Source organism: Nocardioides islandensis, from assembly GCF_015352455.1.
Lineage (GTDB): Bacteria > Actinomycetota > Actinomycetes > Propionibacteriales > Nocardioidaceae > Nocardioides > Nocardioides islandensis.
Map to the genome: position 1 here is coordinate 94,965 of NZ_JADKPN010000006.1, position 25,210 is coordinate 120,174.

The following is a 25,210-nucleotide window of genomic DNA, read 5'->3' on the forward strand; positions in this document are numbered from 1 at the left end:
TTACTGATGCCCACGTCGTTGTCGGGTCCGGCCTCCCGGCCCCAGACACGCAGGAGGGGCTCTCTCCGAGGGTCCCCGCAGCTGCGGCTCCGCTTCGGCTTCGTCGTCATCGCGATGGTGCTGTCGCTCTTCGGTGCCCGGCTGGTGCAGCTCCAGGGCGTCGACCCGGAGGCGTACGCCGCGATGGCGGCCGCCGAGGGGACGACCACCATCGACCTCCCGGCCGAGCGGGGCGACATCCTCGACCGCAACGGCCGGCCCATCGCCGACTCGGTGGACGGTGAGATGGTCGTGGCGAACCCGGAGATGACGCGCGCCCAGGCGCCGGAGCTCGCCAAGTTCCTCTCCTCGCGGCTCGACATCGACTACTTCACGACGCTCAAGGCGCTGCGCCAGAAGGACCGCCAGTTCGCCTACATCGCCCGCCGCGTGCCGGCCAGCAAGGCCGAGGACGTGGTGGCCGCCGCGAAGGCGGCCGGGTACGACGGCCTCGACACCCGCCACGACCCCGTGCGCGACTACCCGGCCGGGGACGTCGCGGCGAACCTCGTCGGCTTCCTGGGCATCGACGAGCCGCTGGCCGGGTTCGAGGCGACCTTCGACAAGCAGCTGGCCGGCAAGGACGGGCTGGAGCGGTACGCCGTCGGCAACGGCAACCGGATCCCGCTCGGTCGCGCCACCCTCGAGCCGGCCGTCAACGGCCAGGACCTGCACACCACCATCGACCTCGACCTCCAGTGGTACGTGCAGCGCGTGCTCCGCCAGACCCGCGAGGACGCCCGCGCCGACTCGGCGTTCGCCGTCGTCATGGACACCCGCACCGGCGAGGTGCTCGCCCTCGGCGACGACCCGACCTTCGACGCGCGCAACCCGCAGGCCGCGCCCAAGCGCGACCGCGTCTCCCGGGCGATGACCGACGTCTACGAGCCCGGCTCGGTCGAGAAGGTGCTCACCCTCAGCGCGCTGATCGACGCCGGCAAGGCGACGATGCGCACCCGCGTCACGGTGCCGCCCAGCCTGCCCAGCGGCGACCGCGTCATCCACGACTGGTTCGGCCACGGCACCCTGCACATGACGCTGGCCGGCGTCATCGCCCAGTCGTCCAACATCGGCACCGTGCTGGCCTCGCGCAACTTCGAGACCGGCCAGCTGCGCGAGTACCTCACCGAGTTCGGCCTCGGGCAGCGGACGAACGTCGGCGTCGCCGGCGAGACCCAGGGCATCCTGCCCGACCCGAGCATCTGGACGTCGATGACGCAGGACCGCATCGCCTTCGGCCAGTCGCTGTCGGTCAACGCGCTGCAGATGGCCGCGGCCGTCAACACCATCGCCAACGGCGGTGTCCGCGTCTCGCCCAGCCTCGTCCAGGGCTCGGCCACGACGAACGACGGCACCGTCGTCGGCACGGACACCACGACCGAGCAGCGGGTGGTCAGCAAGCGGGCGGCTCACCAGATGGCGCTGATGATGGAGCGCGTCGTCGACCCGGACGTGGGCGTCGCGCCTGCCGCGCAGATCCCGGGCTACCGCGTCGCCGGCAAGACCGGCACCGCCCAGCGCGTCGGCCCGAGGTGCGGGTGCTACAACGGCACGTTCACCGTCTCCTTCGCCGGCTTCGCGCCCGCCGACAAGCCGCGGTTCACCGTGTACGTCGTCGTGCAGAACCCCCGCAACGGCGGCGGTGGCGGCTCGGTCGGCGGGCCGGCGTTCGCCAAGATCATGAGCTACGCGCTGCGCAGGTACGGCGTCCCGCCCACGGGCACCGCCCCTTCGCACGTCCCGACGACGTGGAGGCCCGGGCAAGTAGCCTCCCCCAATGGGTGACCCGCTGACCGACGCACCCGTTGGCCGTCCCCTCCACCCACCGCGCCACCGCCTGGCCGAGCTCGGCGACTGGCTGGCCACGGTCGATCCCTCGATCCTCGTGCAGGGCGAGCTCGACGTGGTCGTCACGGGTCTGACGCTCTCGTCGCAGCGCGTCGTCGCCGGGGACGTGTACGCCGCCCTGCCGGGCAGCCGCGCCCACGGCATCGAGTACGCCGCGCAGGCGCAGGCGGCGGGTGCGGTCGCGGTGCTGACGGACGCTGCCGGCGTGCCGCACGCACCGCCGGGCATGCCGGTGCTGGGGGTCGCCGAGCCACGGGCCCTGCTCGGGCGCCTGGCGGCCTACGTGTACGACGAGCCCGCTCGTTCGCTGCGCATGCTGGGCGTGACCGGCACCCAGGGCAAGACGACCACCACGCGGCTGGCCGAGAGCGCACTGCAGCGCGCGGGCACGCGCTCGGCGGTGGTCGGCACCGTCGGCACCCGGATCGACGGCCGCGAGGTGAAGACCGCCCTGACGACGCCGGAGGCGCCCGACCTCCACGCGCTCTTCGCGGTGATGCGCGAGCAGTCGGTGGAGGCCTGCGCGATGGAGGTGTCCAGCCACGCCCTGGTGCAGGGCCGCGTCGACGGCGTGCTGTTCGACGTCGCGGTGTTCACCAACCTCGGCCGCGACCACCTCGACTTCCACGCCGACGAGGAGGACTACTTCCAGGCGAAGGCCTCCCTCTTCACCCCCGAGCGGTGCCGGCAGGGGCTGGTGAACGCCGACGACGCGCACGGGCGCCGGCTGCTGGCCGAGGACCGCGGCGTACCCCTCTCCTCCTTCTCCACCACCGGCGGCGACGCCGAGTGGCGCGCGGTCGACCTCGAGACCGCCCCGGACGGGTCCCGGTTCGTGGTCGAGGGTCCGGACGGGCTGCGGGTCGAGGCCGGCTGCCCGCTGCCGGGCGACTACAACGTCGCCAACGCCCTGGCCGCGCTGGCGGGCTGCGGCCTGCTCGGGTACGACGTGGCTCCCGTGGCGGCGGCGATGGCCGAAGGCGGCGGTGTACCCGGCCGCCTCGAGCTCGTCGACGCCGGCCAGGACTTCACGGTCGTCGTGGACTACGCGCACAAGCCCGACGCCGTGGCGGCCGCGATCGCGGCGCTGCGCCCGTTGACCGAGGGTCGCGTCATCGTGGTCCTCGGTGCCGGGGGTGAGCGCGACCCGGGCAAGCGCCCGCTGATGGGCGCGATCGCGGCCGGTGCCGCCGACGTCCTCGTGGTGACCGACGACAACCCGCGCGGCGAGGACCCGGCCACCATCCGCGCCGAGGTCCTGGCCGGGACCCGCGACGGCACGGCCGAGGTGCTCGAGGTCGGCGACCGTCGCGAGGCGATCCGCGAGGCGCTCGGCCGCGCACGTACCGGCGACGTCGTCCTCGTCGCGGGCAAGGGCCACGAGACCGGACAGGAGGTCGCCGGCGTCGTGCACCCCTTCGACGACCGCGACGTGGCCCGCATCATCCTCAGCGAGGAGCTCGGCCGGTGATCGAGATGACGCTCGGCGAGATCGCCGTGGTCGTCGGCGGTGAGGTGTCCGGCGACCCCGGGGTGACGGTGACCGGCCCGGCGTTCCGCGACGACCGCGATCCCCAGCAGGGCGGCCTCTTCGTGGCCATCACCGGCGAACGCGTCGACGGCCACGACTTCGCGGCGCGGGCCGTCGCGGGCGGCGCCGCCGCCGTGCTCGGCACCCGGGCGACCGGTGCCCCCACCGTGGTGGTCGCCGACGTCCAGGACGCACTGGCCCGGCTGGCGCGGCACGTCGTGGACGCCCTGCGACCGACCGTGCTCGCGCTGACCGGCTCGCAGGGGAAGACCGGCACCAAGGACTACCTCGGCCAGGTGCTGGCCGGCGCCGGGCCGACCGTGGCGACGGCCGGCAACCTCAACAACGAGCTGGGCGTCCCCCTGACCGTGCTGCGAGCCGCGCCCGACACCGACTTCCTCGTCGTGGAGATGGGCGCGCGGGGCATCGGCCACGTCGCCGAGCTGTGCCGGATCGCCCCGCCCGACGTGGCGGCGGTGCTCAACGTCGGCACCGCGCACCTCGGCGAGTTCGGGTCGCGCGAGGCCATCGCGCAGGCCAAGGGCGAGATCGTCGAGGCGCTCGGCCCGGAGGGTACGGCGGTGCTCAACGCCGACGACGACCTGGTGGCGGCGATGCGCCACCGCACCGCCGCCCGGGTGCTGACCTTCGGCGAGGCCGGCGAGGTCACCTGGCGCGGGCTCGTGCTCGACGACCTGGGCCGGCCGTCGTTCGAGCTGGGGCACGCGGGGGAGTGGCACCCCGTCTCGCTGCGCCAGCCGGGCGCGCACCAGGTCCCCAACGCGGTCGCGGCCGCCGCGATGGCGCTCGCGGTGGGACTGCGGCCCGCCGCCGTCGCGGCCGCGCTCACGACCGCCGTACCCACCTCACGCTGGCGGATGGAGCTGCACGAGCGCCCCGACGGGCTGGTCGTCGTCAACGACGCCTACAACGCCAACCCCGCGTCCGCGCGCGCCGCGCTCGACGCGCTGGTGAGCATCGGCGCGCGCCGGTCGGCGCGGACCGTCGCGGTGCTCGGCGTGATGCTCGAGCTCGGTGCGGCGCACGACGACGAGCACGCGGGAGTCGGCCGGTACGCCGCCGAGCGCGGCGTCGACGTGGTGGTCGCCGTCGGCCCGGACGCGGCGGGGATCGCGGCCGGCGCGGACGCCGTACCACAGTGGTCGGGAACCTCGGTCACCGCGGAGGGGCGTGACGAGGCGCTGGCCTGGGTGCGACAGAATGTCGCGGCTGGCGACGTCGTCCTCGTGAAGGCGTCGCGGGGGGCAGCGCTGGAGTCCGTCGCCGAAGGCCTGCTGGAAGGGGAGGAAGGGAGCCGATGAGGTCCGTCCTGTTCGCCGGTGGCCTGGCCCTGCTGATCTCGCTCCTCGGCACGCGGTTCGCGATCACGGCGTTCACCCGTATCGGGGCCGGTCAGCCGATCCGCGACGACGGCCCCACGAGCCACCACACCAAGCGCGGGACACCGACCATGGGCGGGCTGGTGATCATCTTCTCGACGGTCGTCGGGTACTTCGCCGCCAAGCTGATCACCCAGAGCGAGCCGTCGGCCTCGGCGATGCTGCTCCTCTTCCTCTTCGTGGGCCTGGGCCTGGTCGGCTTCATGGACGACTACCTCAAGGTCAGCCAGCAGAACAGCATCGGGCTGCGCGGCCGGGCCAAGGTGGTCGGCCAGACCGTCGTCTCCCTGGTGTTCGGCCTGCTGGCGCTGTGGCACGAGCTGGCGGACCAGCGCGGCAACACCCCGGCCTCCACGCACCTCTCGTTCCTGCGCGACATCCAGTGGCTGGCCCTGCCGACGGTGCTGGCCCTCGTGCTCTTCTGGGTGATCATCACCGGCACCAGCAACGCCGTGAACCTCGCCGACGGCCTCGACGGCCTGTCCTGCGGGGCGTCGGTGATGGTGTTCGGCGCCTACACCCTCGTCAACATCTGGCAGAACAACCAGAGCTGCGCGACCGCCGCGGGGGCGACCTGCTACGAGGTGCGCGACCCGCTCGACCTCGCGGTCGTGTCCGCCGCGATCATGGGGGCCTGCTTCGGCTTCCTGTGGTGGAACGCCTCGCCGGCCGCGATCATCATGGGCGACACCGGCTCGCTGGGGCTGGGCGGAGCGCTGGCCGGGCTGGCGATCCTCACCCGCACCGAGCTGCTGCTGCTGATCATCGGTGGCCTGTTCGTCGTGATCACCCTGTCGGTGATGATCCAGGTCAGCTTCTTCAAGGCGTCGCGCCGCTTCGCGCTGGTGCGCACCGTCTTCCGGGTCGGTCCGCAGCACCGGGTCTTCCGGATGACCCCGCTCCAGCACCACTTCGAGATGCTCGGCTGGGAGCAGGTCACCATCGTCATCCGGTTCTGGATCATCACCGGTCTGTGCGTCGCGGCGGGGCTCGGCGTCTTCTACGCCCAGTGGGTCGCCGGTGCGTGAAGTCACCCCACGAGGTCGCTCGCTCCCCCGCTTCGCTCCTCCGGCTCACGACTTCGCGGGGACCCCGACCTGCGGGGCTGGACAGGTATGAATCCTGAGTCCCTCGGGCAGCACGACGACTGGTCCGGCGTCCGGGCGGTCGTGGCCGGGTTCGGGGTCTCCGGGTTCGCCGCGGCGGACAACCTCATCCACGTGGGCGCCCAGGTGCACGCGCTGACCGACACCGCCAGCGCCGAGGAGCTGGAGAAGGCCGAGCTGCTCGAGGTGCTCGGCGGCCGCGTCGACATCCACGCCGGCGCCACCAGCACGCTGCCCGAGGACGTCGACCTCCTCGTCACGTCACCGGGCTTCAAGCCCGACGCACCGCTGCTCGCCCAGGCGCACCAGCGAGGGATCCCGGTCTGGGGCGAGGTCGAGCTGGCGTGGCGGCTGCGCGATCCCGCGACCGCGGCGCCCTGGCTGTGCGTGACCGGCACCAACGGCAAGACCACGACGGTCCAGATGCTGCACGCGATCCTCACCGCCGCCGGCCTGCGCAGCGCGGCGGTCGGGAACGTCGGCCGCCCGGTGACGGAGGCAGTCATGGACCCCACGCCGTACGACGTGCTGGCGGTCGAGCTGTCCAGCTTCCAGCTCCACTACACGCAGTCGGTCAGTGCCGAGGCGGCCGTCGTGCTGAACCTCGCCGAGGACCACCTCGACTGGTACACCGGCCCGACCGCGATGGCCGACTACGCCGCCGACAAGGGCCGCATCTACGAGCGGGTCCAGAAGGCCTGCGTCTACAACGTGGCGGACGCGGAGACCGAGCGGCTGGTGCGCGAGGCCGACGTCGTCGAGGGCGCGCGCGCCGTCGGGTTCACCCTCGGCACGCCGGCGGTCGGGATGGTCGGCGTGGTCGAGGACCTCCTGGTCGACCGGGCGTTCATCGCCGAGCGCCAGACCAGCGCCGCCGAGCTGTGCGCCGTCGCGGACCTGCCCTCGCCGGCACCGCACGTCGTGGCCAACGCGCTGGCCGCCGCCGCCCTCGCCCGCGCGCACGGCGTCACCCAGGCCGCCGTCCGCGACGGGCTGCGCGGCTTCACCATCGACGGTCACCGGATCCAGACGGTCGCGGTGTCCGGCGACGTGGCCTGGGTCGACGACTCGAAGGCCACCAACCCGCACGCCGCGCAGTCCTCGCTCCAGGCGTTCGAGCACGTCGTGTGGGTCGCGGGCGGGCTGGCCAAGGGTGCCCGGTTCGACGACCTGGTGGCCGGCGTGCGCGACCGGCTGCGCGGCGTCGTGCTGCTCGGCCGGGACCGAGCGGTCATCGCCGACGCACTTGCGCGACACGCTCCCGATGTGCCGGTCATCGACACGGGCGGCGGCGAGGATGAGCCACTAGACACACCAGGAAGCGGCCCGATGGAGCGGGTCGTGGAGGCAGCGGCCCGGCTCGCGCACCCCGGCGACACGGTCCTGCTGGCTCCCGGCTGCGCCTCCCAGGACCAGTTCCGCAACTACGGCGAGCGCGGCGACGCGTTCGCCGACGCCGTACGACGACACATCGGGACCTGACAGGAGGCGGGCGTGGCGCTCACCCATCCGAGCCGGCCCGCCCGAACCGTCGATCCCCCCGCCGAGAAGCCCGCGCGGGGTCTCTTCACCTGGACCCGCGCCCTGCGCCACGCGCTGGACCGGCCGCTCACGTCGTACTACCTGCTGCTCGGCGCCTCGGCCCTGCTGCTGACCATCGGCCTGATCATGGTGCTCAGCGCTTCGAGCGTGTACTCCTTCCGCATCTACGACGACTCCTACGCGATCGTTGAGAAGCAGCTGCTCTGGGTGGCCATCGGCGTCCCGTGCGCCTGGGTCGCCAGCCGGCTGCCGCTGCGCTGGATCCGCCGCCTCGCCTATCCCGGGTACGCCGTGTCGCTGACGCTGCTGCTGCTGACGGCGTTCCTCGGCGTGGAGCGCAACGGCAACACCAACTGGCTCGCGCTCGGCCCGATCGTCATCCAGCCCTCGGAGATCGCGAAGCTGGCGCTGATCCTGTGGGCCGCGCACGTGTACGCCAACAAGGACCGGCGGCTCTCCAGCACGCACCAGATCATGATCCCGGTGGTGCCGGGCCTGCTGATCGCCACCGGGCTCGTCGTCTTCGGCCGCGACCTCGGCACCGCGCTGGTGCTGTTCGCGATCCTGCTGGGGATGCTCTGGGTCGTCGGCGCGCCCGCGCGGTTCTTCCTGTTCAGCATCTCCGTGGTCAGCGTGCTCGCGCTCTACCTCGCGACGACCAACAAGGAGCGGATGGCGCGCATCACGACCTTCGTGGACCCGTTCTCCGACTACCACACGGCGGGCTGGCAACCGGCGCACGGCTTGTACGCGCTGTCCAGCGGCGGGCTGTTCGGCCAGGGCATCGGGGCCAGCCAGCAGAAGTGGGGCCAGCTGCCGGAGGCACACACCGACTTCATCTTCGCGGTGCTCGGGGAGGAGCTCGGACTGGTCGGCACGCTGCTGGTGATCGCGCTGTTCGTGACCATCGCGTACGCCGCGATCCGCGTCGCCACCCACACCGCCGACCCGTTCGTGCGCTACATGTCCTTCGGCATCGTGGTCTGGCTGCTCGGCCAGATGATGATCAACGTCGGCATGGTCCTGACCCTCCTGCCCGTCATCGGCATCCCGCTCCCGGTGGTCTCCTACGGCGGATCGGCCCTGGTGCCGTCACTCGTCGCCCTCGGCCTGCTGGTCGGGTTCGCGCGCCGCGAGCCGGAGGCCGCGGCGGCCCTGCGCCAACGCCGGCGGTCCCGGTCGGCGGGCCTCTCGGCGGGACGTGTGCCGGGCCGCGGGCTCTGAGGCCGCCGCCCTAGGCTCGACCCGATGCGCGTACTCCTGGCCGGCGGTGGCACCGCCGGGCACACCTCTCCCATGCTGGCGACCGCCGACGCCCTGCGCCGGCTGGACCCCGGCGTCGAGATCACCTGCCTCGGCACCGCGCGCGGCCTGGAGACCCGGGTCGTGCCTGAGGCGGGGTACCCGCTGGAGCTGATCCCCCCGGTGCCGATGCCGCGCCGCCCCAACGCCGACCTCGCCCGGCTGCCCGGGCGGCTGCGCGGGGCCGTGCGCGAGGCCGCGGCGGTGATCGACCGCACCGGCGCCGAGGTCGTGGTCGGGTACGGCGGGTACGTGTCGATGCCGGCGTACCTGGCCGCCCGGCGCCGCAAGGTACCGATCGTGCTGCACGAGCAGAACGCCAAGCCGGGCCTGGCGAACCGGGCCGGCGCGCGGCTGGCCCGCCGGGTCGCGGTCTCGTTCCCGGACACCCCGCTGCCGCGGGCCGAGTACGTCGGGCTGCCGCTGCGCGCGATGATCGCGCGGCTCAACCGCGCGGCCCTGCGCGACGAGGCCCGCCGGTTCTTCGACCTCGACCCGGACCGCCCGACCCTGCTGGTCACCGGCGGCTCGCAGGGCGCGCGCCGGCTCAACGAGGCGGTGTCCGGTGCCTCGGCCGCACTGGCCGGTGCCGGCGTGCAGGTGCTCCACGTCGTCGGCCCGAACGGCGCGGCGACCCCCGAGCCCAGCGCGGTGCCGTACGCCGTCGTGCCGTTCGTGGACCGGATGGACCTGGCGTACGCCGCCGCCGACCTCGTGCTGTCCCGCGCGGGCGCCAACAGCGTGATCGAGGCCGCCGCCGTCGGTCTCCCCGCGGTCTTCGTGCCGCTGCCGATCGGCAACGGCGAGCAGGACCTCAACGCCCGGCCGGTCGTCGACGCCGGGGGAGCGCTGCTCGTGCCGGACGCGGACCTCACGTCCACCTGGGTGACGGCGCACGTCGTGCCGCTGGCCACCGACGCCCCGCGCCTCGCCGCCATGGGCCGGGCCGCGTCGGGCCTGGTGCCGCGCGACGCCGACGAGAAGCTCGCCCGCATCGTCCTCGAGGTCGCGGGAGCCCGCGCGTGAAGATCCCCGTCCCGGACGTGCTGCTGCCCGCCGACGAGCTCGGGCGCGTGCACTTCGTCGGCATCGGCGGCGCCGCGCTGTCGGCGATCGCGCGGATCATGGCGGTGCGCGGGGTCCCGGTGACGGGCAGCGACGACAACGACACGCCGTTCCTGGCCGGCCTGCGCGAGCTCGGCGTCACCTGCCACCTGGAGTACGCCGCGGAGCACGTCGGCGACGCCGACACCCTGGTGGTCACGACCGCCGCCCGCGAGGACAACCCCGAGGTGCTCGAGGGACGGCGCCGCGGCCTGCGGATCCTGCCCCGGTCGGCCGGACTCTGGTCGGTGATGGCCGGGTGCCAGGTCGTCGCGGTCGCCGGCACGCACGGCAAGACCACGACCACCTCGCTGCTCATCTCGGCGCTGGTCGCGGCCGGCGGCGACCCGACGTACGCCGTCGGCGGGGTGCTCGCCTCCACCGGCCACAACGCCGAGGTCGGGCGCGGCGACCTGTTCGTCGCCGAGGCCGACGAGAGCGACGGGGCGTTCCTGGTCTACCAGCCGCACGCCGCGGTCGTGACCAACGTGGCGGCCGACCACCTCGACGTGTGGGGAACCGAGGCGGCGTACCAGCAGGCGTTCCGGGACTTCGCCGGCACGGTCGACCGCGACGGCTTCCTGGTCTGCTGCGTCGACGACGCCGGCGCGCGGTCGCTGGCCGAGCACGCTGCTGCCACCGGGCTGCGGGTGGTCACCGTCGGCGAGGCCGCCGACGCCGACCTCCGGGCCACCGACCTGGCGTTCGAGGGCAGCACGTCCACCTTCACGGTGGTGCGCGGCGAGGAGGCGCTCGGCGTGGTGCGGCTGCGGATCCCGGGGCGCCACTACGTCGTCGACGCCCTCGGTGCACTGGCGGCCGGGCTCGAGCTCGGGCACGGGTTCGACGGGCTGCGCGAGGGGCTGGAGGCGTTCGCGGGCTCGGGCCGCCGGATGGAGGCCAAGGGCGAGGCGGCCGGCGTCCGCGTGTACGACAGCTACGCCCACCACCCCGCCGAGATCGCGGCCGACCTCGACGCGGCGCGCTCGGTCGCGGGGGAGGGGCGCCTCGTCGTCGCCTTCCAGCCGCACCTGGTCTCGCGCACCCGGCTCTTCGGCGCCGCGATGGGCGAGGCGCTCGGCGCCGCCGACGAGGTGGTGGTGCTCGACGTGTACCTCGCCCGCGAGAACGCGGACCCCGACGTCACCGGACGCCTGGTGGCCGACGCCGTACCTCTTGGGTCGTCGTCGGTGGCGTTCGTGGACGGGCTGGACGAGGCGGCCGAGGAGCTGGTCGCGCGGGCCCGGCCCGGCGACCTGGTGCTCACCCTCGGGGCCGGCGACGTCACGTCGGTCGGCCCGCGGGTCCTGGCGCTGTTGGGCGCCCGATGAGAGGACTGCGGCGGCGGCCGCCGGTCGACCCGGTCGAGCGCAACGCCCTGCGCTCGCGGCGTCGCTTCGCGCGACGCCAGTGGCGGCGGCGCTGGCTGGCGTGGCGGTACCTCGTCGTCGGCGTCCTGCTGGTCGCGCTGGTCGGCGGGGGTGTGTGGCTCGTCTACTTCTCCAGCGTGCTGACCGTGAAGCGCGTCGAGGTCGGCGGCCAGCACCTGCTGTCGCGCCGACAGGTGCTGGCCACGGCGCGGGTGCCGGCCGGGGAGCAGCTGGCCACGCTGGACGTCGGCGCGATCGCCTCCCGGCTCCGCTCGCTCGCCGAGGTGCGGTCGGTCGACGTGTCGCGGAAGTGGCCGGACGCCGTGCAGATCGAGATCCAGGAACGCGTCGCGGTCGCCGTCATCGAGATCGGCGGCCGGCTGCGCGGGCTGGACGCCGACGGCGTGGTGTTCACCGAGTACGCCAAGGCGCCGCCCGGCCTCCCGCGCATCAGCTCGACCTCGGCCACCACCCCCGACGCGCTGCGCGAGGCCGCCACCGTCGTGTCCGCGCTGCCCAAGGAGCTGGCCGCGATGGTCGACCACGTCGAGGTGCAGACCGTCGACCAGATCACCCTGGTCCTCAAGGACCAGCGGATCGTGGTGTGGGGGAGCGCCGACGACTCCGCCCTCAAGGCCGAGGTGCTGCTCAAGCTGCTGCGCCAGCCGGGCAAGGTCTACGACGTCTCCGTCCCCGGCCAGCCCACCACCTGCACCCAGGACACCGTCGAGGCCTGCACCGCATCCTGAGACGTCGCCCGGTCGGTGTATCAGTGCCCGTGCCCACCGCTCTTGGAGGTCACTCACAGGGACGGCGGGCCGGGGGCACGGGGGGTGCTACCCGGCCCGGCGTTCGTCCGGGGGTGTTCGTGGCGGCGGCTGGGCTGTCCGGGGTGCCAGAAATCGCGCGATCGCGGCCGAACTGCAGATCCGCGGGCGCGAAACCTGCCATTTCCGCGCGATCGCGCGATTCTCGGCAACCCACGCCCCACCCGGCGTGTCTCCCGCACCGACGTGGCAGGGCTGCCTACTGTCGTGGGCACGACGAGGTTGACATAACTATAACCCTCAGCCTGAGGGTGACAGTTCTCGACTCGCCGGACCTCTTCCCCAGGCTCGACACTCCGACAGACCACTCAGCGAAGGGCGCATCCGCCGTGGCAGCAGCGCAGAACTACCTGGCCATCATCAAGGTCGTGGGCATCGGTGGCGGCGGTGTGAACGCCGTGAACCGGATGATCGAGGTCGGGTTGAAGGGCGTGGAGTTCATCGCCATCAACACCGACGCGCAGGCCCTCCTCATGAGCGACGCCGACGTCAAGCTCGACATCGGCCGCGAGCTCACCCGCGGTCTCGGCGCCGGCGCGAACCCCGACGTGGGCAAGCAGGCGGCCGACGACCACGCCGACGAGATCGAAGAGGTCATGAAGGGCGCGGACATGGTGTTCGTGACGGCCGGCGAGGGCGGCGGCACCGGCACCGGCGGCGCGCCCGTCGTGGCCCGCATTGCCCGCAGCCTCGGCGCGCTGACGATCGGGGTGGTCACCCGCCCGTTCGCCTTCGAGGGCCGGCGTCGCGCCAACTCCGCGGAGGAGGGCATCGCGCAGCTGCGCGAGGAGGTCGACACCCTCATCGTCATCCCGAACGACCGGTTGCTGTCGATCAGCGACCGCAGCGTCTCGGTGCTCGACGCCTTCAAGCAGGCCGACCAGGTGCTGCTGCAAGGTGTCTCCGGCATCACCGACCTGATCACCACGCCCGGCCTGATCAACCTGGACTTCGCCGACGTGAAGTCCGTGATGGCCAACGCCGGCTCGGCCCTGATGGGCATCGGCTCGGCACGCGGCGAGGACCGGTCGGTCGCGGCCGCCGAGATGGCGGTGTCGAGCCCTCTCCTCGAGGCGAGCATCGACGGCGCCCACGGCGTGCTGCTCTCGATCGCCGGCGGCTCGGACCTCGGCCTGTTCGAGATCAACGAGGCCGCGGCCCTGGTGTCGTCGGCCGCCCACCCCGAGGCCAACATCATCTTCGGCGCGACGATCGACGACGCCCTCGGCGACGAGGTGCGGGTCACCGTGATCGCGGCCGGCTTCGACGGCGGCCAGCCGAAGCACAAGAACCATGACGCCACGCTGCGCCGTCCGCAGGGCACGCCGAAGCAGACGCAGGAGGAGACGCGGCGGGCCGCCGAGGCGCTGGCCGCGCAGAAGGCGTCGGCCGAGAAGCCCGCTGCCCAGCCGGAGACCCCGCGGCCCCAGCCGGTGGGTGCCTCGGTCCGCCAGGAGGCCCAGCCGGCCAGGCCGGCGCCGCGCCCGATGCAGTTCGACGACGACGACCTCGACATCCCCGACTTCCTCAAGTAGGAGCCGCGCCTGTACTCCTCGCGACTGACGCACGGCCCCGTCGCGCTGGCCTTCACCGACCGGCACGGCGGGGTCAGTCGCGCGCCCTTCGACTCGCTCAACCTGGCCTGGGCCGGCGACGACCCCGAGGCGCTGGAGGAGAACCATCGCCTGCTCGCGGCGGACTTCGCCCCCGGTGACCCGGTGGCCGCGCTCAGCCAGGTGCACGGCAACGACGTCGCGTACGTCGGCCCGGACGGTCCGTCGACGACGCTGCACGGGCACCTGCACGCCCAGGCCGACGGCGTGGTCACCGACCAGCCCGCCGTCACCTTGATGGTCCGCGGTGCCGACTGCGCGATGGTGCTCTTCGCCGACGCCGAGGCGGGGGTGATCGGCGGCTGCCACTGCGGCCGTCCCGGCCTCGTGGTCGGCGTGGTGCCCGCGACCTTGAGGCGGATGCGCGAGCTGGGTGCTCGCGACATCACGGCCTGGCTCGGCCCGCACGTGTGCGGCGCCTGCTACGAAGTCCCGCAGGAGATGCAGGACGAGGTGGCCGCCGCCGTGCCGGAGAGCCGCGCCACCACCTCCTGGGGCACGCCGTCGGTCGACGTCGGCGCCGGCATCCGGGCCCAGCTGGCCGCCGAGGACGTCGCCTGCGTCGACCTGTCGGTGTGCACGCGCGAGTCACCCGACCTCTACTCCTACCGCCGCGACCGCCTCACCTCCGGCCGGCAGGCCGGGGTCATCCGGATGGCGGCGCCCCGGTGAGCGACCTGGCCCGCCGCGACGAGCTCGCCGCCAACCTCGACGCCGTACGCCGTCGCATCGAGGCCGCCGCGACGGCCGTGGGCCGCGACCCCGACGAGGTCACCCTGGTCGCCGTCACCAAGTTCTTCCCCGCCTCCGACGTCCGCCTGCTCGCCGAGCTGGGCGTGACCGACGTGGGGGAGAACCGTCACCAGGAGGCCCAGGACAAGGCCGCCGCGTGTGCGGACCTCGACCTGCGGTGGCACTTCATCGGCGGGCTGCAGAGCAACAAGGCGGCCGCCGTGGCGTCGTACGCCGACGTCGTGGAGTCCGTCGACCGGCGCAAGCTGGTGGCCCCGCTCAACCGCGGCGCGCACGAGCGTTCGCACGAGATCGAGGTGCTGCTCCAGGTCAGCCTCGACCCGCCCGGTCGTGAGGGTCGGGCAGGCGCCGACGCCGAGGACCTGGACGACCTGGCGAGGGCCGTCGAGGAAGCCGGGATGCTGCGGCTGCGCGGGCTGATGGCCGTCGCGCCGTTGGGAGAGGACCCGTCGGCGGCCTACGACCGCCTCTCCCGGATCCGGGCGGACTTCGTCGCCGCACGACCGTCGGCGGACCTGCTGTCGGCGGGGATGAGTGCCGACCTCGAGGCGGCCGTGAAGGCAGGCGCGACACACGTGCGCTTGGGCACGGCGGTCCTCGGTCCGAGGCCCCGCAACTAGTAACGTCACAAACACCACCAGGCAACCCGGAGGAAGCGACCATGAGCGGCGCGATGCGCAAGATCGGCGAGTACCTCGGCCTCCTCGAGGACACCGGCCGCTACGACGACGAGCTCGACGAGGAGTTCTACGAGCAGACCGCCGTCGGGCAGTCGGCCCCGGTCGTGCGGGAGAGCCGTCCGGCCGCGGTGGCTGACCTGGCCGAGCGCCGCCGGCCCACACCCGTCCCTGCCGGAGGTGCGATGGTGGCCGAGCTGTCCCGGATCACGACCCTGCACCCGCGCACCTACAACGAGGCGCGCACCGTGGGGGAGAACTTCCGCGAGGGCACGCCGGTGATCATGAACCTCTCCGAGATGGACGACTCCGACGCCAAGCGCCTCGTCGACTTCGCCGCTGGCCTCGTCTTTGCCACTCGTGGCACCATCGAGCGCGTCACCAACAAGGTGTTCCTGCTCTCGCCGCCCAATGTCTCGGTCGCCGCCGAGGACAAGCAGCGGATCGCCGAGAACGGATTCTTCAACCAGAGCTGACCCCGGGTACCTGCCCAGGTCGGCCCCGAGGCTGAAAGGCGCGCGTGACCGTCGTCGGGGTCGTCATCGAGTACGTCCTGTGGTTCTTCATCGCGTTCATGTGGGTCCGCTTCGTCACGGAGTGGGTCCAGGTGTTCGCACGCTCGTGGTCGCCGCGCGGCGCCCTGCTCGTCGCCCTCGAAGGCGTGTACTCCGTGACCGACCCGCCGATCAAGGCGCTGCGCCGGGTGATCCCGCCGCTGCGCATCGGCAACTTCGCCCTCGACCTCAGCATGCTGCTGGTGTTCGTGGGCGCCTACATCCTGCTGCGGCTCAACCGGGGCCTGCTGCTGTAGTGACGCATGAGCGCTACCGGGTCGTGGTGGCGCTATGGTTCACACCGACAGAAACTGCTCCTGACGATGAATTGGGTGAGGTCATGCCGCTGACGCCTGAGGACGTGAGCAACAAGCGCTTTACGCCCGTCCGCCTGCGCGAGGGCTACGACATGGGTGAGGTCGACCAGTTCCTCGACGAGGTCGAGGCCGAGCTCGCCCGGCTGACGAAGGAGAACGACGAGCTCCGCACCAAGCTGGCGACGGCGCAGCAGGGCGGGGGATACGCCCAGCCCGAGCCGGTCGGCGCCGAGCCGACGCCCGAGCCGTACGTCGCCCACGAGCCGGAGCCCGAGCCGGAGCCCGAGCCCGAGCCGGAGCCCGAGCCGGCCCCCGCGTTCGTCGCGCCGGTCGCGGAGAAGCCCCTCGAGACGATCCGCGTCGAGACGGTCCCCGAGGCCTCCAACGCCGCGGCCCGGCTCCTCGAGCTGGCCACCCGCAACGCCGACGAGCTCGTGGACGACGCGAAGAACCAGGCCGACAAGATCATCGGCGAGGCCCGCACCAAGGCCGAGCGCCTCGAGGCCGAGTCCAAGGCCAACGCCGACAGGCTCGAGGCCGACGCCCGCAGCCGCGCGCAGATGCTCGACTCCGAGACCGCCCAGAAGCGGCAGATCATGTTCGGCGACCTCGAGAAGGAGCAGGAGAAGCTCAACAGCGAGGTCGAGAACCTGCGCCAGTTCGAGCGCGAGTACCGCTCGCGCCTCAAGAGCTACTTCAGCCAGCAGCTGGAGCTGCTCAACAGTGGCGAGACCACGGCGCCGTCCGGCGACGAGCAGCCCCAGCCGAAGCGGCTGCGCTCGATCCTCGGCGAGGACGACGGCTGACCTGACGCCACCGAGCGTTCCTGTCGCATTCACCCGTTCGGGCTAGACGCCCGCTCACCCCCTGGGGTGGGCGGGCGTCCGGCTGTGGCGAGCCTGGTTGAGTCGCCCCTGTCAGGGCGTTACCCTCCGTGCCACCACTGTGGCCCGCCGGACTCCAACGGCAGCCACCACCAGGCCAGGAAGGCCGGTTCCCCGATGGCTCGCACCAGTACCCGGAAGACCACGGCCGCCACCGCGAAGAAGGCCGCGACCAAGAAGGCTGCGCCCGCCAAGAAGTCGGCGCCGGCGAAGAAGGCCGCCCCCGTGAAGAAGGCCACGGTGAAGAAGGCCGCGCCGGCCAAGAAGGCCACCGCCAAGAAGACTGCGCCGGCGAAGAAGGCCGCGCCGGCGAAGAAGGCCGCGCCGGCGAAGAAGGCCGCGCCGGCCAAGAAGGCTACCGCCAAGAAGACTGCGCCGGCGAAGAAGGCCGCCCCGGCGAAGAAGGCCACGGTGAAGAAGGCCGCGCCCGCCAAGAAGTCGGCCCCGGCGAAGAAGGCCACGGCGAAGAAGGCCGCCCCGGCGAAGAAGGCCACGGTGAAGAAGGCCGCGCCCGCCAAGAAGGCGCCGGCCAAGAAGACCGTGGCCGCGAAGAAGGCTGCGCCCGCGAAGAAGGCCACGGCCAAGAAGGCCGCCCCCGCGAAGAAGGCGACGGCGAAGAAGGCGCCCGCGAAGAAGGCGCCCGCGAAGAAGACGGCCGCGAAGAAGACGGCGCCGGCGAGGACGCCCGGCGCGACCGTCGCGACCCGTCCGACGGGGACGACGCCGCGCAAGGCCGCGCCGACGCGCGCCGCCCGGACGCTCGTGGTCAAGGAGGGCGAGGAGGCCTGGACCAAGGCGGAGATCAAGGAGGTCCTCTCCGAGCTCCACCAGGACCGCGACCGCGTCGTCCGCACGCTCGCCGGCCAGGAAGCCGAGCTCGACAGCCTGATGCGCGACGCCGGTGACGGCGCCGGCCACGACCAGGCCGACATGGGCGCGACGAGCTTCGAGCGCGACCAGGAGATCATCGTGGTGCAGAACGAGCGCGAGAAGCTGGCGCAGATCGACCGTGCGCTGGGCCGCATCGCGGACGGCACCTACGGCATCTGCGAGTCCTGCGGGAACCCCATCGGCAAGATGCGGGCCATGGCATTCCCGCGTGCCACACTGTGCATGACATGCAAGCAGCGCGAGGAGCGTCGCTGACCTCCAGCGACGCAGAGGGGTCCGGCACCCACACCCGAGACCGTCGCCGGGCCCGCACGATCTTCGGACTGGTGGCGCTGACGGCGTACGTCGTCGACATCTCGGCCAAGACCTGGGCCGTCCATCGGCTCTCACGCGGTGACATCGAGGTGCTCGGCGACTGGTTCGTGCTGCACCTCGTGCGCAACCCGGGAGCGGCGTTCAGCACCGGCACGGAGTTCACGATCGTGTTCAGCCTGGTCGCCATCGTCGCGGTGGGCGTGGTGCTGTGGTTCGCGCGGCGTGTGGGCACCACTGGGTGGGCCGTCGCGCTCGGCCTGCTGCTGGCGGGCATCGGCGGCAACCTGACCGACCGGGTCTTCCGCGATCCCGGGCCACTGCGCGGCCATGTCGTCGACCTCTTCATGGTGCCCCACTGGCCGGTGTTCAACGTGGCCGACGTGTGCATCGACGTCGCCGCCGGGTTGATCCTGCTGCAGGCCTTCCGCAACGTGCGGCTCGACGGCTCGCGCGTGTCCGACGAGCAGTCCCGGGAGGACGCGGCGTGACCGCGGTCGACCACCGGGTGCTCACGGTGCCCGACGGCCTCGCGGGCGAGCGCCTCGACGCGGGCATGGCGAGGCTGTTCGGGCTCTCGCGCACCCGTGCGGCCGACCTGATCTCCCACGGCCACGTCCAGGTCGACGGGTCCACCGCCGTCAAGAGCGACCGGCTGGTCGCCGGCACCCTGCTCGAGGTCGCGATCCCGTCACTGGCCGACCCGCTGGAGGTCGTCCCGGCGATCGTCGAGGGCATCAGGATCATCCACGACGACGACTCGATCGTGGTGATCGACAAGCCGGTCGGCGTCGCCGTCCACCCCTCGCCCGGCTGGCACGGTCCCACCGTCGTCGGGCACCTGGCCGCGGCGGGCTTCCGGATCGCGACGGGCGGGGCCTCCGAACGCCAGGGCATCGTGCAGCGGCTCGACGTCGGCACGTCCGGGGTGATGGTGATCTGCAAGGGCGAGCGCGCCTACTCCGTGCTCAAGAACGCCTTCCGCCACCGCAAGGTCGACAAGGTCTACCACGCGCTCGTCCAAGGTCATCCCGACCCGCTCGAGGGCACGGTCGACGCCCCCATCGGCCGGCACCCGAAGGCCGACTACAAGTACGCCGTGATGGCCGACGGCCGGCACAGCGTCACGCACTACTCGACGCTGGAGGCCCACCGGTTCGCCTCCTTGCTCGAGGTGCACCTGGAGACCGGGCGCACCCACCAGATCCGCGTGCACATGACGGCCCTCAAGCACCCCTGCGTCGGCGACCTCACCTACGGCGCGGACCCGACACTCGCCCAGCGGCTCGGGCTCGAACGGCAGTGGCTGCACGCGATGCGACTCGGCTTCGAGCACCCGGACTCCGGCGAGTACGTCGAGTACGAGTCGACGTACCCCGACGACCTCGCCCACGCCCTGGACGTGGTGCGCGGGCTGGACTGACCGTGTCCGACCTGCTCGTCCGTCCCGCCGCGCCGGAGGACTCCGACGCGATCGCCGCGCTGTACGGCCGGTCGCGGGCCGCGGCCTCGATGCCGCCGGCGCTGCACACGGCCGAGGAGGACCGCGGCTGGTTCGCCGCGCGACTGCGCGACGACGACCACGACGTCTGGGTGGCCCAGAGGGGGGACCAGCGGGACGGCTCCCTCCTGGGCTACGCCCTGGCCACCTCGACCTGGCTCGACCACCTGTTCGTGGACCCCGACGCCCAGGGCTCCGGGGTCGGCGGCGTCCTGCTCGACACCGTCAAGGCCGTGCGACCCGCGGGCTTCTGCCTCTGGGTGTTCGAGATGAACACGGCCGCCCGGTCCTTCTACGCCCGCCGCGGCCTGGTCGAGCTCGAGCGCACCGATGGTGCGGGCAACGAGGAGAAGGCCCCCGACGTCCGGATGGCCTGGCCCGGCCCGGACCCGATCGCCTTCTTCCGCGGCCTGATCGACGAGGTCGACGACTCCCTCGGAGAGCTGTTGGCCCGCCGCGTCGCCCTCACCCGCGCCGTCCAGGCCGTCAAGCAGTCCGACGCCCGCGACCCCGACCGCGAGCGGCAGATCGCCGAGCGCATCGCCCGCGTCGCGCCCGAGCTCGGCGCGGACCGCCTGGCCCGCATCGTGCACGCGATCATCACCGAGAGCCTGGACGCCGTTCGCCCGAGCCCGACCGAGGCGCCCGCGCCGGAGCGGTGACCGTGGCTCCGTCAGGGACGGGGAGACGGTGCCAGGCTCACCGCCGCCAGGGAGACGGCGAGCGCCCGAGGGTCAGAGGACGGTCGTCCCGTACATCTCCCCGAGCGGGTCGGCGAGCAGCTCGAGGCGGGCGCCGTCGGGGTCGCGGAAGTACAAGGAGGCGTCGCTCTCCTCGAGGTACTCGACCCCGGCGGCGTCGAGCTTGCCGCGCAGGTGCTCCCACTTGTCGCGCGTCACCGAGATGGCCAGGTGGTGCAGGCCGCCGAGGACCTCGGCGTACGGGCCGAGGTCGAGGCCGGGGAGGTCGAAGAACGCCAGCAGGTTGCCGTGGCCGATGTCGAAGAAGAAGTGGTTGGAGCCGGCGTAGTCGCGGTTCTCGAAGATCTCGGTGAGCGGGAACTCCAGGAGCCCCTGGTAGAAGTCGATCGTCGTGCGTACGTCGGAGCAGATCAGCGCGAAGTGGTGCAGGCCGCGCGCACTGCTCTCGGGACGGTCGGCGCCGCCGCGGAGGTACTCGGCGCGGATCCGCTCGCGGTCGGCGTTGATGGCGTCGAGATCGATGTCCCCAGGAGTCGTCACGGCCCCATCCTCCCCGATCGGGACTGTCGGCGCGTGGTGCCAGACTCGCCCCGGCGGTCGCGTAGGCTGGCGTCCTTCCCCAGAAGGTCGCCTCGCACTTCCTCCGAGGCCGCTGAGATCAGGCAGAACCATTGGCCCAGCCGACCCCTGTGTCGACAATTTTCTAGGGAGCTCCGAACCACCGATGACGACAGGTGCCCGCGACTCCTTCGTCCACCTGCACGTCCACACCGAGTACTCCATGCTCGACGGCGCCGCGCGCCTGGGCGCGCTGGCCGGACGGGTCGCCGAGCTCGGCATGCCGGCGGTCGCGATGACCGACCACGGCAACGTCTTCGGCGCCTACGAGTTCTACAAGCAGGCCAAGGCGGTGGGGGTCAAGCCGATCATCGGCATGGAGGCGTACGCCGCCCCCAACATCAGCCGCTTCGAGCGCAAGGGCGTCAACTTCTACGACGGCGGCTCCGACGACGTGTCCGCCCGGGGCGCCTACACCCACATGACCCTGCTCTCGGAGTCCACCGAGGGCATGCACAACCTCTTCCGGCTCAGCACGGGCGCCTGGCGCGACGGCTTCTTCAAGCAGCCCCGCCTCGACCGCGAGCTCCTCGCGCAGCACAGCAGGGGCATCATCGCGACGACCGGCTGCCCGTCCGGCGAGGTGCAGGTCCACCTCCGCTACGGCAACTACGACGCCGCGCGGCAGGCGGCCGCCGACCACCAGGACATCTTCGGTCGCGACAGCTACTTCCTGGAGCTGATGGACCACGACCTGCCGCTGGAGAAGCGGGTCCGTGACGGGCTGCTCAAGCTGGCCAAGGACCTCCGGATCCCGCTGCTCGCGACCAACGACTCCCACTACGTCGACCAGAAGGACGCTCCCTCCCAGGAGCACCTGCTCTGCATCAACTCCGGCTCGACCATGGACGTCCCGGCCGGTGACGGCCCGGGCCAGCGGTTCGCGTTCTCCGGCACCGACTACTACATCAAGTCGGCCGCGGAGATGCGGTCCCTGTGGGCCGACAAGCACGGCCTGCCCGAGGCCTGCGACAACACGCTGCTCATCGCCGAGCGGTGCGACGTCAGCTTCACCGAGGGCAACGGCACCTACATGCCGCGCTTCCCCTGCCCGCCGGGCGAGGACGAGACCTCCTGGCTGCTCAAGGAGGTCGAGGCGGGGCTGCGGTTCCGCTACCCCGGCGGCACGTCGGAGGAGATCCGCCAGCGGGCCGAGTTCGAGCTCGGCGTGATCACCCAGATGGGCTTCAGCGGCTACTTCCTCGTCGTCGCCGACTTCATCAACTGGGCCAAGGACAACGGCATCCGCGTCGGCCCGGGGCGTGGGTCGGGCGCGGGCTCGATCGTCGCCTACGCCCTGCGCATCACCGACCTCGACCCGCTCGTCCACGGCCTGCTGTTCGAACGTTTCCTCAACCCCGACCGCGTCTCCATGCCCGACTTCGACATCGACTTCGACGAGCGTCGTCGCGGTGAGGTGATCAAGTACGTCACCGACAAGTACGGCGAGGACCGCGTCTCGATGATCGTCACCTACGGGACGATCAAGTCCAAGCAGGCGATCAAGGACTCCTCGCGCATCCTGGGCTACCCGTTCGCCATGGGCGACCGCGTCACCAAGGCGATGCCGCCCGCCGTCATGGGCAAGGACGTCCCGCTCCAGGATCTCTTCAACCCCGAGCACAAGCGCTACTCCGAGGGCGGGGAGTTCCGCTCGCTGGTCGAGTCCGACCCCGACGTACGCCGCGTGGTCGACACCGCGATCGGCATCGAGGGCCTCAAGCGCCAGTGGGGCGTGCACGCCGCCGGCGTGATCATGTCCAGCGAGCCGCTGCTCGACATCATCCCGATGCTCAAGCGTCCCGCCGACGGCGCGATGATCACCCAGTTCGACTACCCGACCTGCGAGTCGCTGGGCCTGATCAAGATGGACTTCCTGGGCCTGCGCAACCTCACCGTCCTCGACGACTGCGTCAAGAACATCGAGGCCAACCGCGGCGAGACCGTGGTGCTCGAGACCCTCCCGCTCGACGACCCGGCGACCTACCAGCTGCTGCAGAAGGGCGACACGCTCGGGGTCTTCCAGCTCGACGGCGGCCCGATGCGCGCGCTGCTGCGCTCGATGCGGCCCGACGAGTTCAAGGACATCTCGGCCGTCGGCGCCCTCTACCGTCCCGGCCCGATGGGCATGGACTCCCACAACAAGTACGCCCGCCGCAAGACCGGGCGCGAGCCCGTCGTGGCCATCCACCCCGAGCTCGCCGAGCCGCTGGCGGAGATCCTCGACGAGACCTACGGCCTGCTGGTCTACCAGGAGCAGGTGATGGCCATCGTGCGGAAGGTCGCGGGCTACTCCCTCGGCCAGGCCGACCTGCTGCGCAAGGCGATGGGCAAGAAGAAGAAGGAGATCCTGGACGCCGAGTACGTCCCCTACGCCGAGGGGATGCGCGCCAACGGCTTCGGCGAGGGCGCGATCAAGGCACTGTGGGACGCCCTGCTGCCCTTCTCCGACTACGCCTTCAACAAGGCCCACTCCGCGGCCTACGGGCTGGTCTCCTACTGGACCGCCTACCTCAAGGCCAACTACCCGGCGGAGTACATGGCCGCGCTCCTCACGTCCGTCAAGGACGACAAGGACAAGATGGCCATCTACCTCAACGAGAGCCGCCGGATGAAGATCCAGGTGCTCCCGCCCGACGTCAACGAGTCGGCGACCAACTTCACGCCCGTCGGCCGCGACATCCGCTTCGGGCTCACCGCCGTGCGCAACGTCGGCCACAACGTCGTCACCGGGATCGTCGAGGCGCGGCAGGAGAAGGGGCGGTACGCCGACTTCAACGACTTCATGGACAAGGTGCCCGCCCTGGTCTGCAACAAGCGGGTCATCGAGTCGCTGGTCAAGGCCGGCGCGTTCGACGACATGAAGCACAAGCGCCGCGCGCTGGTGGCCATCCATGAGACGGCCGTCGACCAGTACGTCGACATCAAGCGCAACGAGGCGATCGGCCAGGACTCCCTCTTCGCCGGCCTCGACGGGCTCGAGGGTGGCGGCAGCAGCAGCTTCGGGATCTCGGTGACCGTGCCCGACCTCGAGGAGTGGGACAAGACCACGCTGCTGGGCCACGAGCGGGAGATGCTCGGGCTCTACGTCTCCGACCACCCGCTGCTCGGGCTCGAGCACGTCCTCTCGCAGGGCACGGACGCCACCATCGGTCAGCTGCTGCTCGACGAGGAGCGGCCCGACGGCAGCTACGTCACCATCAGCGGTCTGGTCACCTCCGTGCAGCGCAAGATCACCAAGAAGGGCGACTCCTGGGCGATCGTCCAGCTGGAGGACCTCGACGGCGGCATCGAGGTGCTGATGTTCCCGAGCACCTACCAGCTGGCCAGCACCTACCTCGTCGAGGACGCCATCATCACGGTGCGCGGCACGCTCTCGCGCGACAAGGACACCCCGGCGGTCCGGGCCCAGGAGGTCACCGTCCCCGACCTCTCCGACGGGCCGAGCGGCCCGGTGGTGATCAGGCTGCCCTCGACCCGGTGCACCCCGCCGGTCGTGGAGAAGCTCACCGAGGTGCTGCGCACCCACCCGGGCATGACCGAGGTACACCTCCAGCTGCTGGCCCGCGACTCCACCCAGGTCCTGCGGCTGCCCGCCCACCGGGTCACCGCGACCCCGGCGCTCTTCGCCGACCTCAAGCAGCTGCTGGGACCGGGATGTCTGACCCCGTAGACAGCCGCGCGACCGACCAGCTCGACGATCCCGACCACATCGAGCTGCCCCCGCCACGGCGGTCCTCGCGACTCGGGGACCTGCGTGGACCGGTGCTCCTCGTCGTCGGGGTGCTGGTCGCCTACGGCATCGTGGGGGTGGCCGCGGGCTGGCTGTGGCACGAGCTGTGGACGCCCGCCAACGGGGTGGTGGTCGGCCACCAGTGGTACGCCTCCGGCGACGCCCTCCGCGAAGACTTCTCGGGCACCGGCATCTACGTCGTGGTGGCCACCGTGGCCGGGCTCGTCCTGGGGCTGGTGAGCGCGGTGCTCGGCGGCCGGCGGCCCCTGGTGACCGTGGTCGCGGCCGTGGTCGGCTCGGCGCTGGCGGCGTACCTGATGACCACCGTGGGCCAGGGCCTGGGTCCGGAGGACCCGCACACCCTCGCCGCGAAGGCCGCGGACGGCAAGGAGCTGCCCAGCGCGCTGGCGGTGACCGGCTTCAGCCCGACCCTGGCGTTCACGTTCGGCACGCTCGTCGCGCTCGCGGTGGTGTACACGATGTTCCCCGGCAAGACGCGCGAAGCGCGCTTGGACGAGGAACCGCGCAGGTAGGCTTCGCGTCCGAAGAACGCATGCGGCGCCGCCCAGGGCGCCGCCCGAACATCA

Annotated in this window: 22 protein-coding genes; 21 read left to right on the plus strand and 1 reads right to left on the minus strand. The window is 72.1% G+C overall.

The genetic code is table 11. The annotated features are described in order from the left end of the window. Window positions 1–6: 6 nt before the first annotated feature. The 19 genes from ISU07_RS11815 to ISU07_RS11905 all read left to right on the plus strand — a co-directional run bounded on the left by ISU07_RS11815 (window position 7) and on the right by ISU07_RS11905 (window position 20,233). Window positions 7–1,824, plus strand: a complete 1,818-nt coding sequence (locus ISU07_RS11815; RefSeq protein ID WP_194707003.1) for a peptidoglycan D,D-transpeptidase FtsI family protein — start codon at window positions 7–9, stop codon at window positions 1,822–1,824. Beyond that, window positions 1,817–3,358 (plus strand): UDP-N-acetylmuramoyl-L-alanyl-D-glutamate--2,6-diaminopimelate ligase, encoded by a 1,542-nt coding sequence (locus tag ISU07_RS11820; protein WP_194707004.1) that lies wholly within the window; start codon window positions 1,817–1,819, stop codon window positions 3,356–3,358. The genes ISU07_RS11815 and ISU07_RS11820 overlap by 8 nt, the downstream gene beginning before the upstream one ends. A 5-nt stretch (window positions 3,359–3,363) precedes the next feature. Beyond that, window positions 3,364–4,740 carry a UDP-N-acetylmuramoyl-tripeptide--D-alanyl-D-alanine ligase gene (locus tag ISU07_RS11825; RefSeq protein ID WP_228521784.1) on the plus strand — a complete coding sequence of 459 codons (1,377 nt, stop codon included), beginning with the start codon at window positions 3,364–3,366 and terminating at the stop codon, window positions 4,738–4,740. Beyond that, window positions 4,737–5,846, plus strand: a complete 1,110-nt coding sequence (gene mraY, locus ISU07_RS11830) for a phospho-N-acetylmuramoyl-pentapeptide-transferase (RefSeq protein WP_194707006.1) — start codon at window positions 4,737–4,739, stop codon at window positions 5,844–5,846. Before ISU07_RS11825 ends, mraY begins: the two co-directional genes overlap by 4 nt. An 87-nt stretch (window positions 5,847–5,933) precedes the next feature. Beyond that, on the plus strand, window positions 5,934–7,406 hold the full coding sequence (gene murD / locus ISU07_RS11835; protein WP_194707007.1) for a UDP-N-acetylmuramoyl-L-alanine--D-glutamate ligase: 1,473 nt from the start codon (window positions 5,934–5,936) through the stop codon (window positions 7,404–7,406). 12 nt (window positions 7,407–7,418) lie between these two features. Beyond that, window positions 7,419–8,690 (plus strand): putative lipid II flippase FtsW, encoded by a 1,272-nt coding sequence (gene ftsW / locus ISU07_RS11840; protein ID WP_194707008.1) that lies wholly within the window; start codon window positions 7,419–7,421, stop codon window positions 8,688–8,690. Between the two features lie 24 nt (window positions 8,691–8,714). Next, window positions 8,715–9,794, plus strand: coding sequence for an undecaprenyldiphospho-muramoylpentapeptide beta-N-acetylglucosaminyltransferase (gene murG, locus ISU07_RS11845; RefSeq protein WP_194707009.1), 1,080 nt, complete (start codon window positions 8,715–8,717; stop codon window positions 9,792–9,794). Continuing rightward, complete coding sequence (gene murC, locus ISU07_RS11850) at window positions 9,791–11,203, plus strand: UDP-N-acetylmuramate--L-alanine ligase (RefSeq protein WP_194707010.1); 1,413 nt, start codon at window positions 9,791–9,793, stop codon at window positions 11,201–11,203. Before murG ends, murC begins: the two co-directional genes overlap by 4 nt. Continuing rightward, window positions 11,200–11,991, plus strand: a complete 792-nt coding sequence (locus ISU07_RS11855; protein ID WP_194707011.1) for a cell division protein FtsQ/DivIB — start codon at window positions 11,200–11,202, stop codon at window positions 11,989–11,991. Before murC ends, ISU07_RS11855 begins: the two co-directional genes overlap by 4 nt. 407 nt (window positions 11,992–12,398) lie before the next feature. Continuing rightward, window positions 12,399–13,604, plus strand: a complete 1,206-nt coding sequence (gene ftsZ / locus ISU07_RS11860; protein WP_194707012.1) for a cell division protein FtsZ — start codon at window positions 12,399–12,401, stop codon at window positions 13,602–13,604. Window positions 13,605–13,649: 45 nt separating this feature from the next. Then, window positions 13,650–14,354 (plus strand): peptidoglycan editing factor PgeF, encoded by a 705-nt coding sequence (gene pgeF / locus ISU07_RS11865; protein ID WP_228521788.1) that lies wholly within the window; start codon window positions 13,650–13,652, stop codon window positions 14,352–14,354. After that, entirely contained in the window at window positions 14,351–15,055 is a 705-nt protein-coding gene (locus ISU07_RS11870; RefSeq protein WP_194707013.1) for a YggS family pyridoxal phosphate-dependent enzyme, read from the plus strand. Before pgeF ends, ISU07_RS11870 begins: the two co-directional genes overlap by 4 nt. Window positions 15,056–15,096: 41 nt before the next feature. Next, window positions 15,097–15,588 carry a cell division protein SepF gene (locus tag ISU07_RS11875; RefSeq protein ID WP_194707014.1) on the plus strand — a complete coding sequence of 164 codons (492 nt, stop codon included), beginning with the start codon at window positions 15,097–15,099 and terminating at the stop codon, window positions 15,586–15,588. 44 nt (window positions 15,589–15,632) lie between these two features. Next, window positions 15,633–15,923: a YggT family protein gene (locus ISU07_RS11880; RefSeq protein WP_194707015.1), complete on the plus strand. Its 291-nt coding sequence runs from the start codon at window positions 15,633–15,635 to the stop codon at window positions 15,921–15,923. A gap of 83 nt (window positions 15,924–16,006) precedes the next feature. Further along, window positions 16,007–16,789 (plus strand): DivIVA domain-containing protein, encoded by a 783-nt coding sequence (locus tag ISU07_RS11885; protein ID WP_194707016.1) that lies wholly within the window; start codon window positions 16,007–16,009, stop codon window positions 16,787–16,789. Between the two features lie 195 nt (window positions 16,790–16,984). Continuing rightward, window positions 16,985–18,013: a TraR/DksA family transcriptional regulator gene (locus tag ISU07_RS24795; RefSeq protein ID WP_194707017.1), complete on the plus strand. Its 1,029-nt coding sequence runs from the start codon at window positions 16,985–16,987 to the stop codon at window positions 18,011–18,013. Continuing rightward, a complete protein-coding gene (lspA, locus tag ISU07_RS11895) occupies window positions 17,986–18,561 on the plus strand; it encodes a signal peptidase II (RefSeq protein ID WP_194707018.1) in 576 nt (191 codons plus the stop codon). Before ISU07_RS24795 ends, lspA begins: the two co-directional genes overlap by 28 nt. Beyond that, window positions 18,558–19,493 (plus strand): RluA family pseudouridine synthase, encoded by a 936-nt coding sequence (locus tag ISU07_RS11900; RefSeq protein WP_323742564.1) that lies wholly within the window; start codon window positions 18,558–18,560, stop codon window positions 19,491–19,493. Before lspA ends, ISU07_RS11900 begins: the two co-directional genes overlap by 4 nt. 2 nt (window positions 19,494–19,495) lie before the next feature. After that, window positions 19,496–20,233: a GNAT family N-acetyltransferase gene (locus ISU07_RS11905; RefSeq protein ID WP_194707019.1), complete on the plus strand. Its 738-nt coding sequence runs from the start codon at window positions 19,496–19,498 to the stop codon at window positions 20,231–20,233. Window positions 20,234–20,305: 72 nt separating this feature from the next. Here ISU07_RS11905 and ISU07_RS11910 read toward each other — a convergent pair whose 3' ends face one another. Continuing rightward, complete coding sequence (locus ISU07_RS11910; protein ID WP_323742565.1) at window positions 20,306–20,812, minus strand: VOC family protein; 507 nt, start codon at window positions 20,810–20,812, stop codon at window positions 20,306–20,308. Window positions 20,813–20,996: 184 nt separating this feature from the next. Between ISU07_RS11910 and dnaE the strand changes: the two genes are divergently transcribed. Next, window positions 20,997–24,563 (plus strand): DNA polymerase III subunit alpha, encoded by a 3,567-nt coding sequence (gene dnaE, locus ISU07_RS11915; protein WP_194707021.1) that lies wholly within the window; start codon window positions 20,997–20,999, stop codon window positions 24,561–24,563. Continuing rightward, the gene (locus ISU07_RS11920; RefSeq protein WP_194707022.1) at window positions 24,548–25,156 is read left to right on the plus strand and encodes a hypothetical protein; all 609 of its coding nucleotides are present in this window, start codon (window positions 24,548–24,550) and stop codon (window positions 25,154–25,156) included. The genes dnaE and ISU07_RS11920 overlap by 16 nt, the downstream gene beginning before the upstream one ends. The last annotated feature ends 54 nt before the right edge of the window (window positions 25,157–25,210 follow it).

What these genes read in the sequence shown, in the direction of transcription:
- ISU07_RS11815 (WP_194707003.1), top strand. Translation starts at nt 7, where the DNA reads ATGCCCACGTCGTTGTCGGGTCCGGCCTCCCGGCCCCAGACACGCAGG.
- ISU07_RS11820 (WP_194707004.1), top strand. Translation starts at nt 1,817, where the DNA reads ATGGGTGACCCGCTGACCGACGCACCCGTTGGCCGTCCCCTCCACCCA.
- ISU07_RS11825 (WP_228521784.1), top strand. Translation starts at nt 3,364, where the DNA reads ATGACGCTCGGCGAGATCGCCGTGGTCGTCGGCGGTGAGGTGTCCGGC.
- mraY (WP_194707006.1), top strand. Translation starts at nt 4,737, where the DNA reads ATGAGGTCCGTCCTGTTCGCCGGTGGCCTGGCCCTGCTGATCTCGCTC.
- murD (WP_194707007.1), top strand. Translation starts at nt 5,934, where the DNA reads ATGAATCCTGAGTCCCTCGGGCAGCACGACGACTGGTCCGGCGTCCGG.
- murG (WP_194707009.1), top strand. Translation starts at nt 8,715, where the DNA reads ATGCGCGTACTCCTGGCCGGCGGTGGCACCGCCGGGCACACCTCTCCC.
- ISU07_RS11855 (WP_194707011.1), top strand. Translation starts at nt 11,200, where the DNA reads ATGAGAGGACTGCGGCGGCGGCCGCCGGTCGACCCGGTCGAGCGCAAC.
- ISU07_RS11875 (WP_194707014.1), top strand. Translation starts at nt 15,097, where the DNA reads ATGAGCGGCGCGATGCGCAAGATCGGCGAGTACCTCGGCCTCCTCGAG.
- ISU07_RS11885 (WP_194707016.1), top strand. Translation starts at nt 16,007, where the DNA reads ATGCCGCTGACGCCTGAGGACGTGAGCAACAAGCGCTTTACGCCCGTC.
- ISU07_RS24795 (WP_194707017.1), top strand. Translation starts at nt 16,985, where the DNA reads ATGGCTCGCACCAGTACCCGGAAGACCACGGCCGCCACCGCGAAGAAG.
- lspA (WP_194707018.1), top strand. Translation starts at nt 17,986, where the DNA reads ATGCAAGCAGCGCGAGGAGCGTCGCTGACCTCCAGCGACGCAGAGGGG.
- dnaE (WP_194707021.1), top strand. Translation starts at nt 20,997, where the DNA reads ATGACGACAGGTGCCCGCGACTCCTTCGTCCACCTGCACGTCCACACC.
- ISU07_RS11920 (WP_194707022.1), top strand. Translation starts at nt 24,548, where the DNA reads ATGTCTGACCCCGTAGACAGCCGCGCGACCGACCAGCTCGACGATCCC.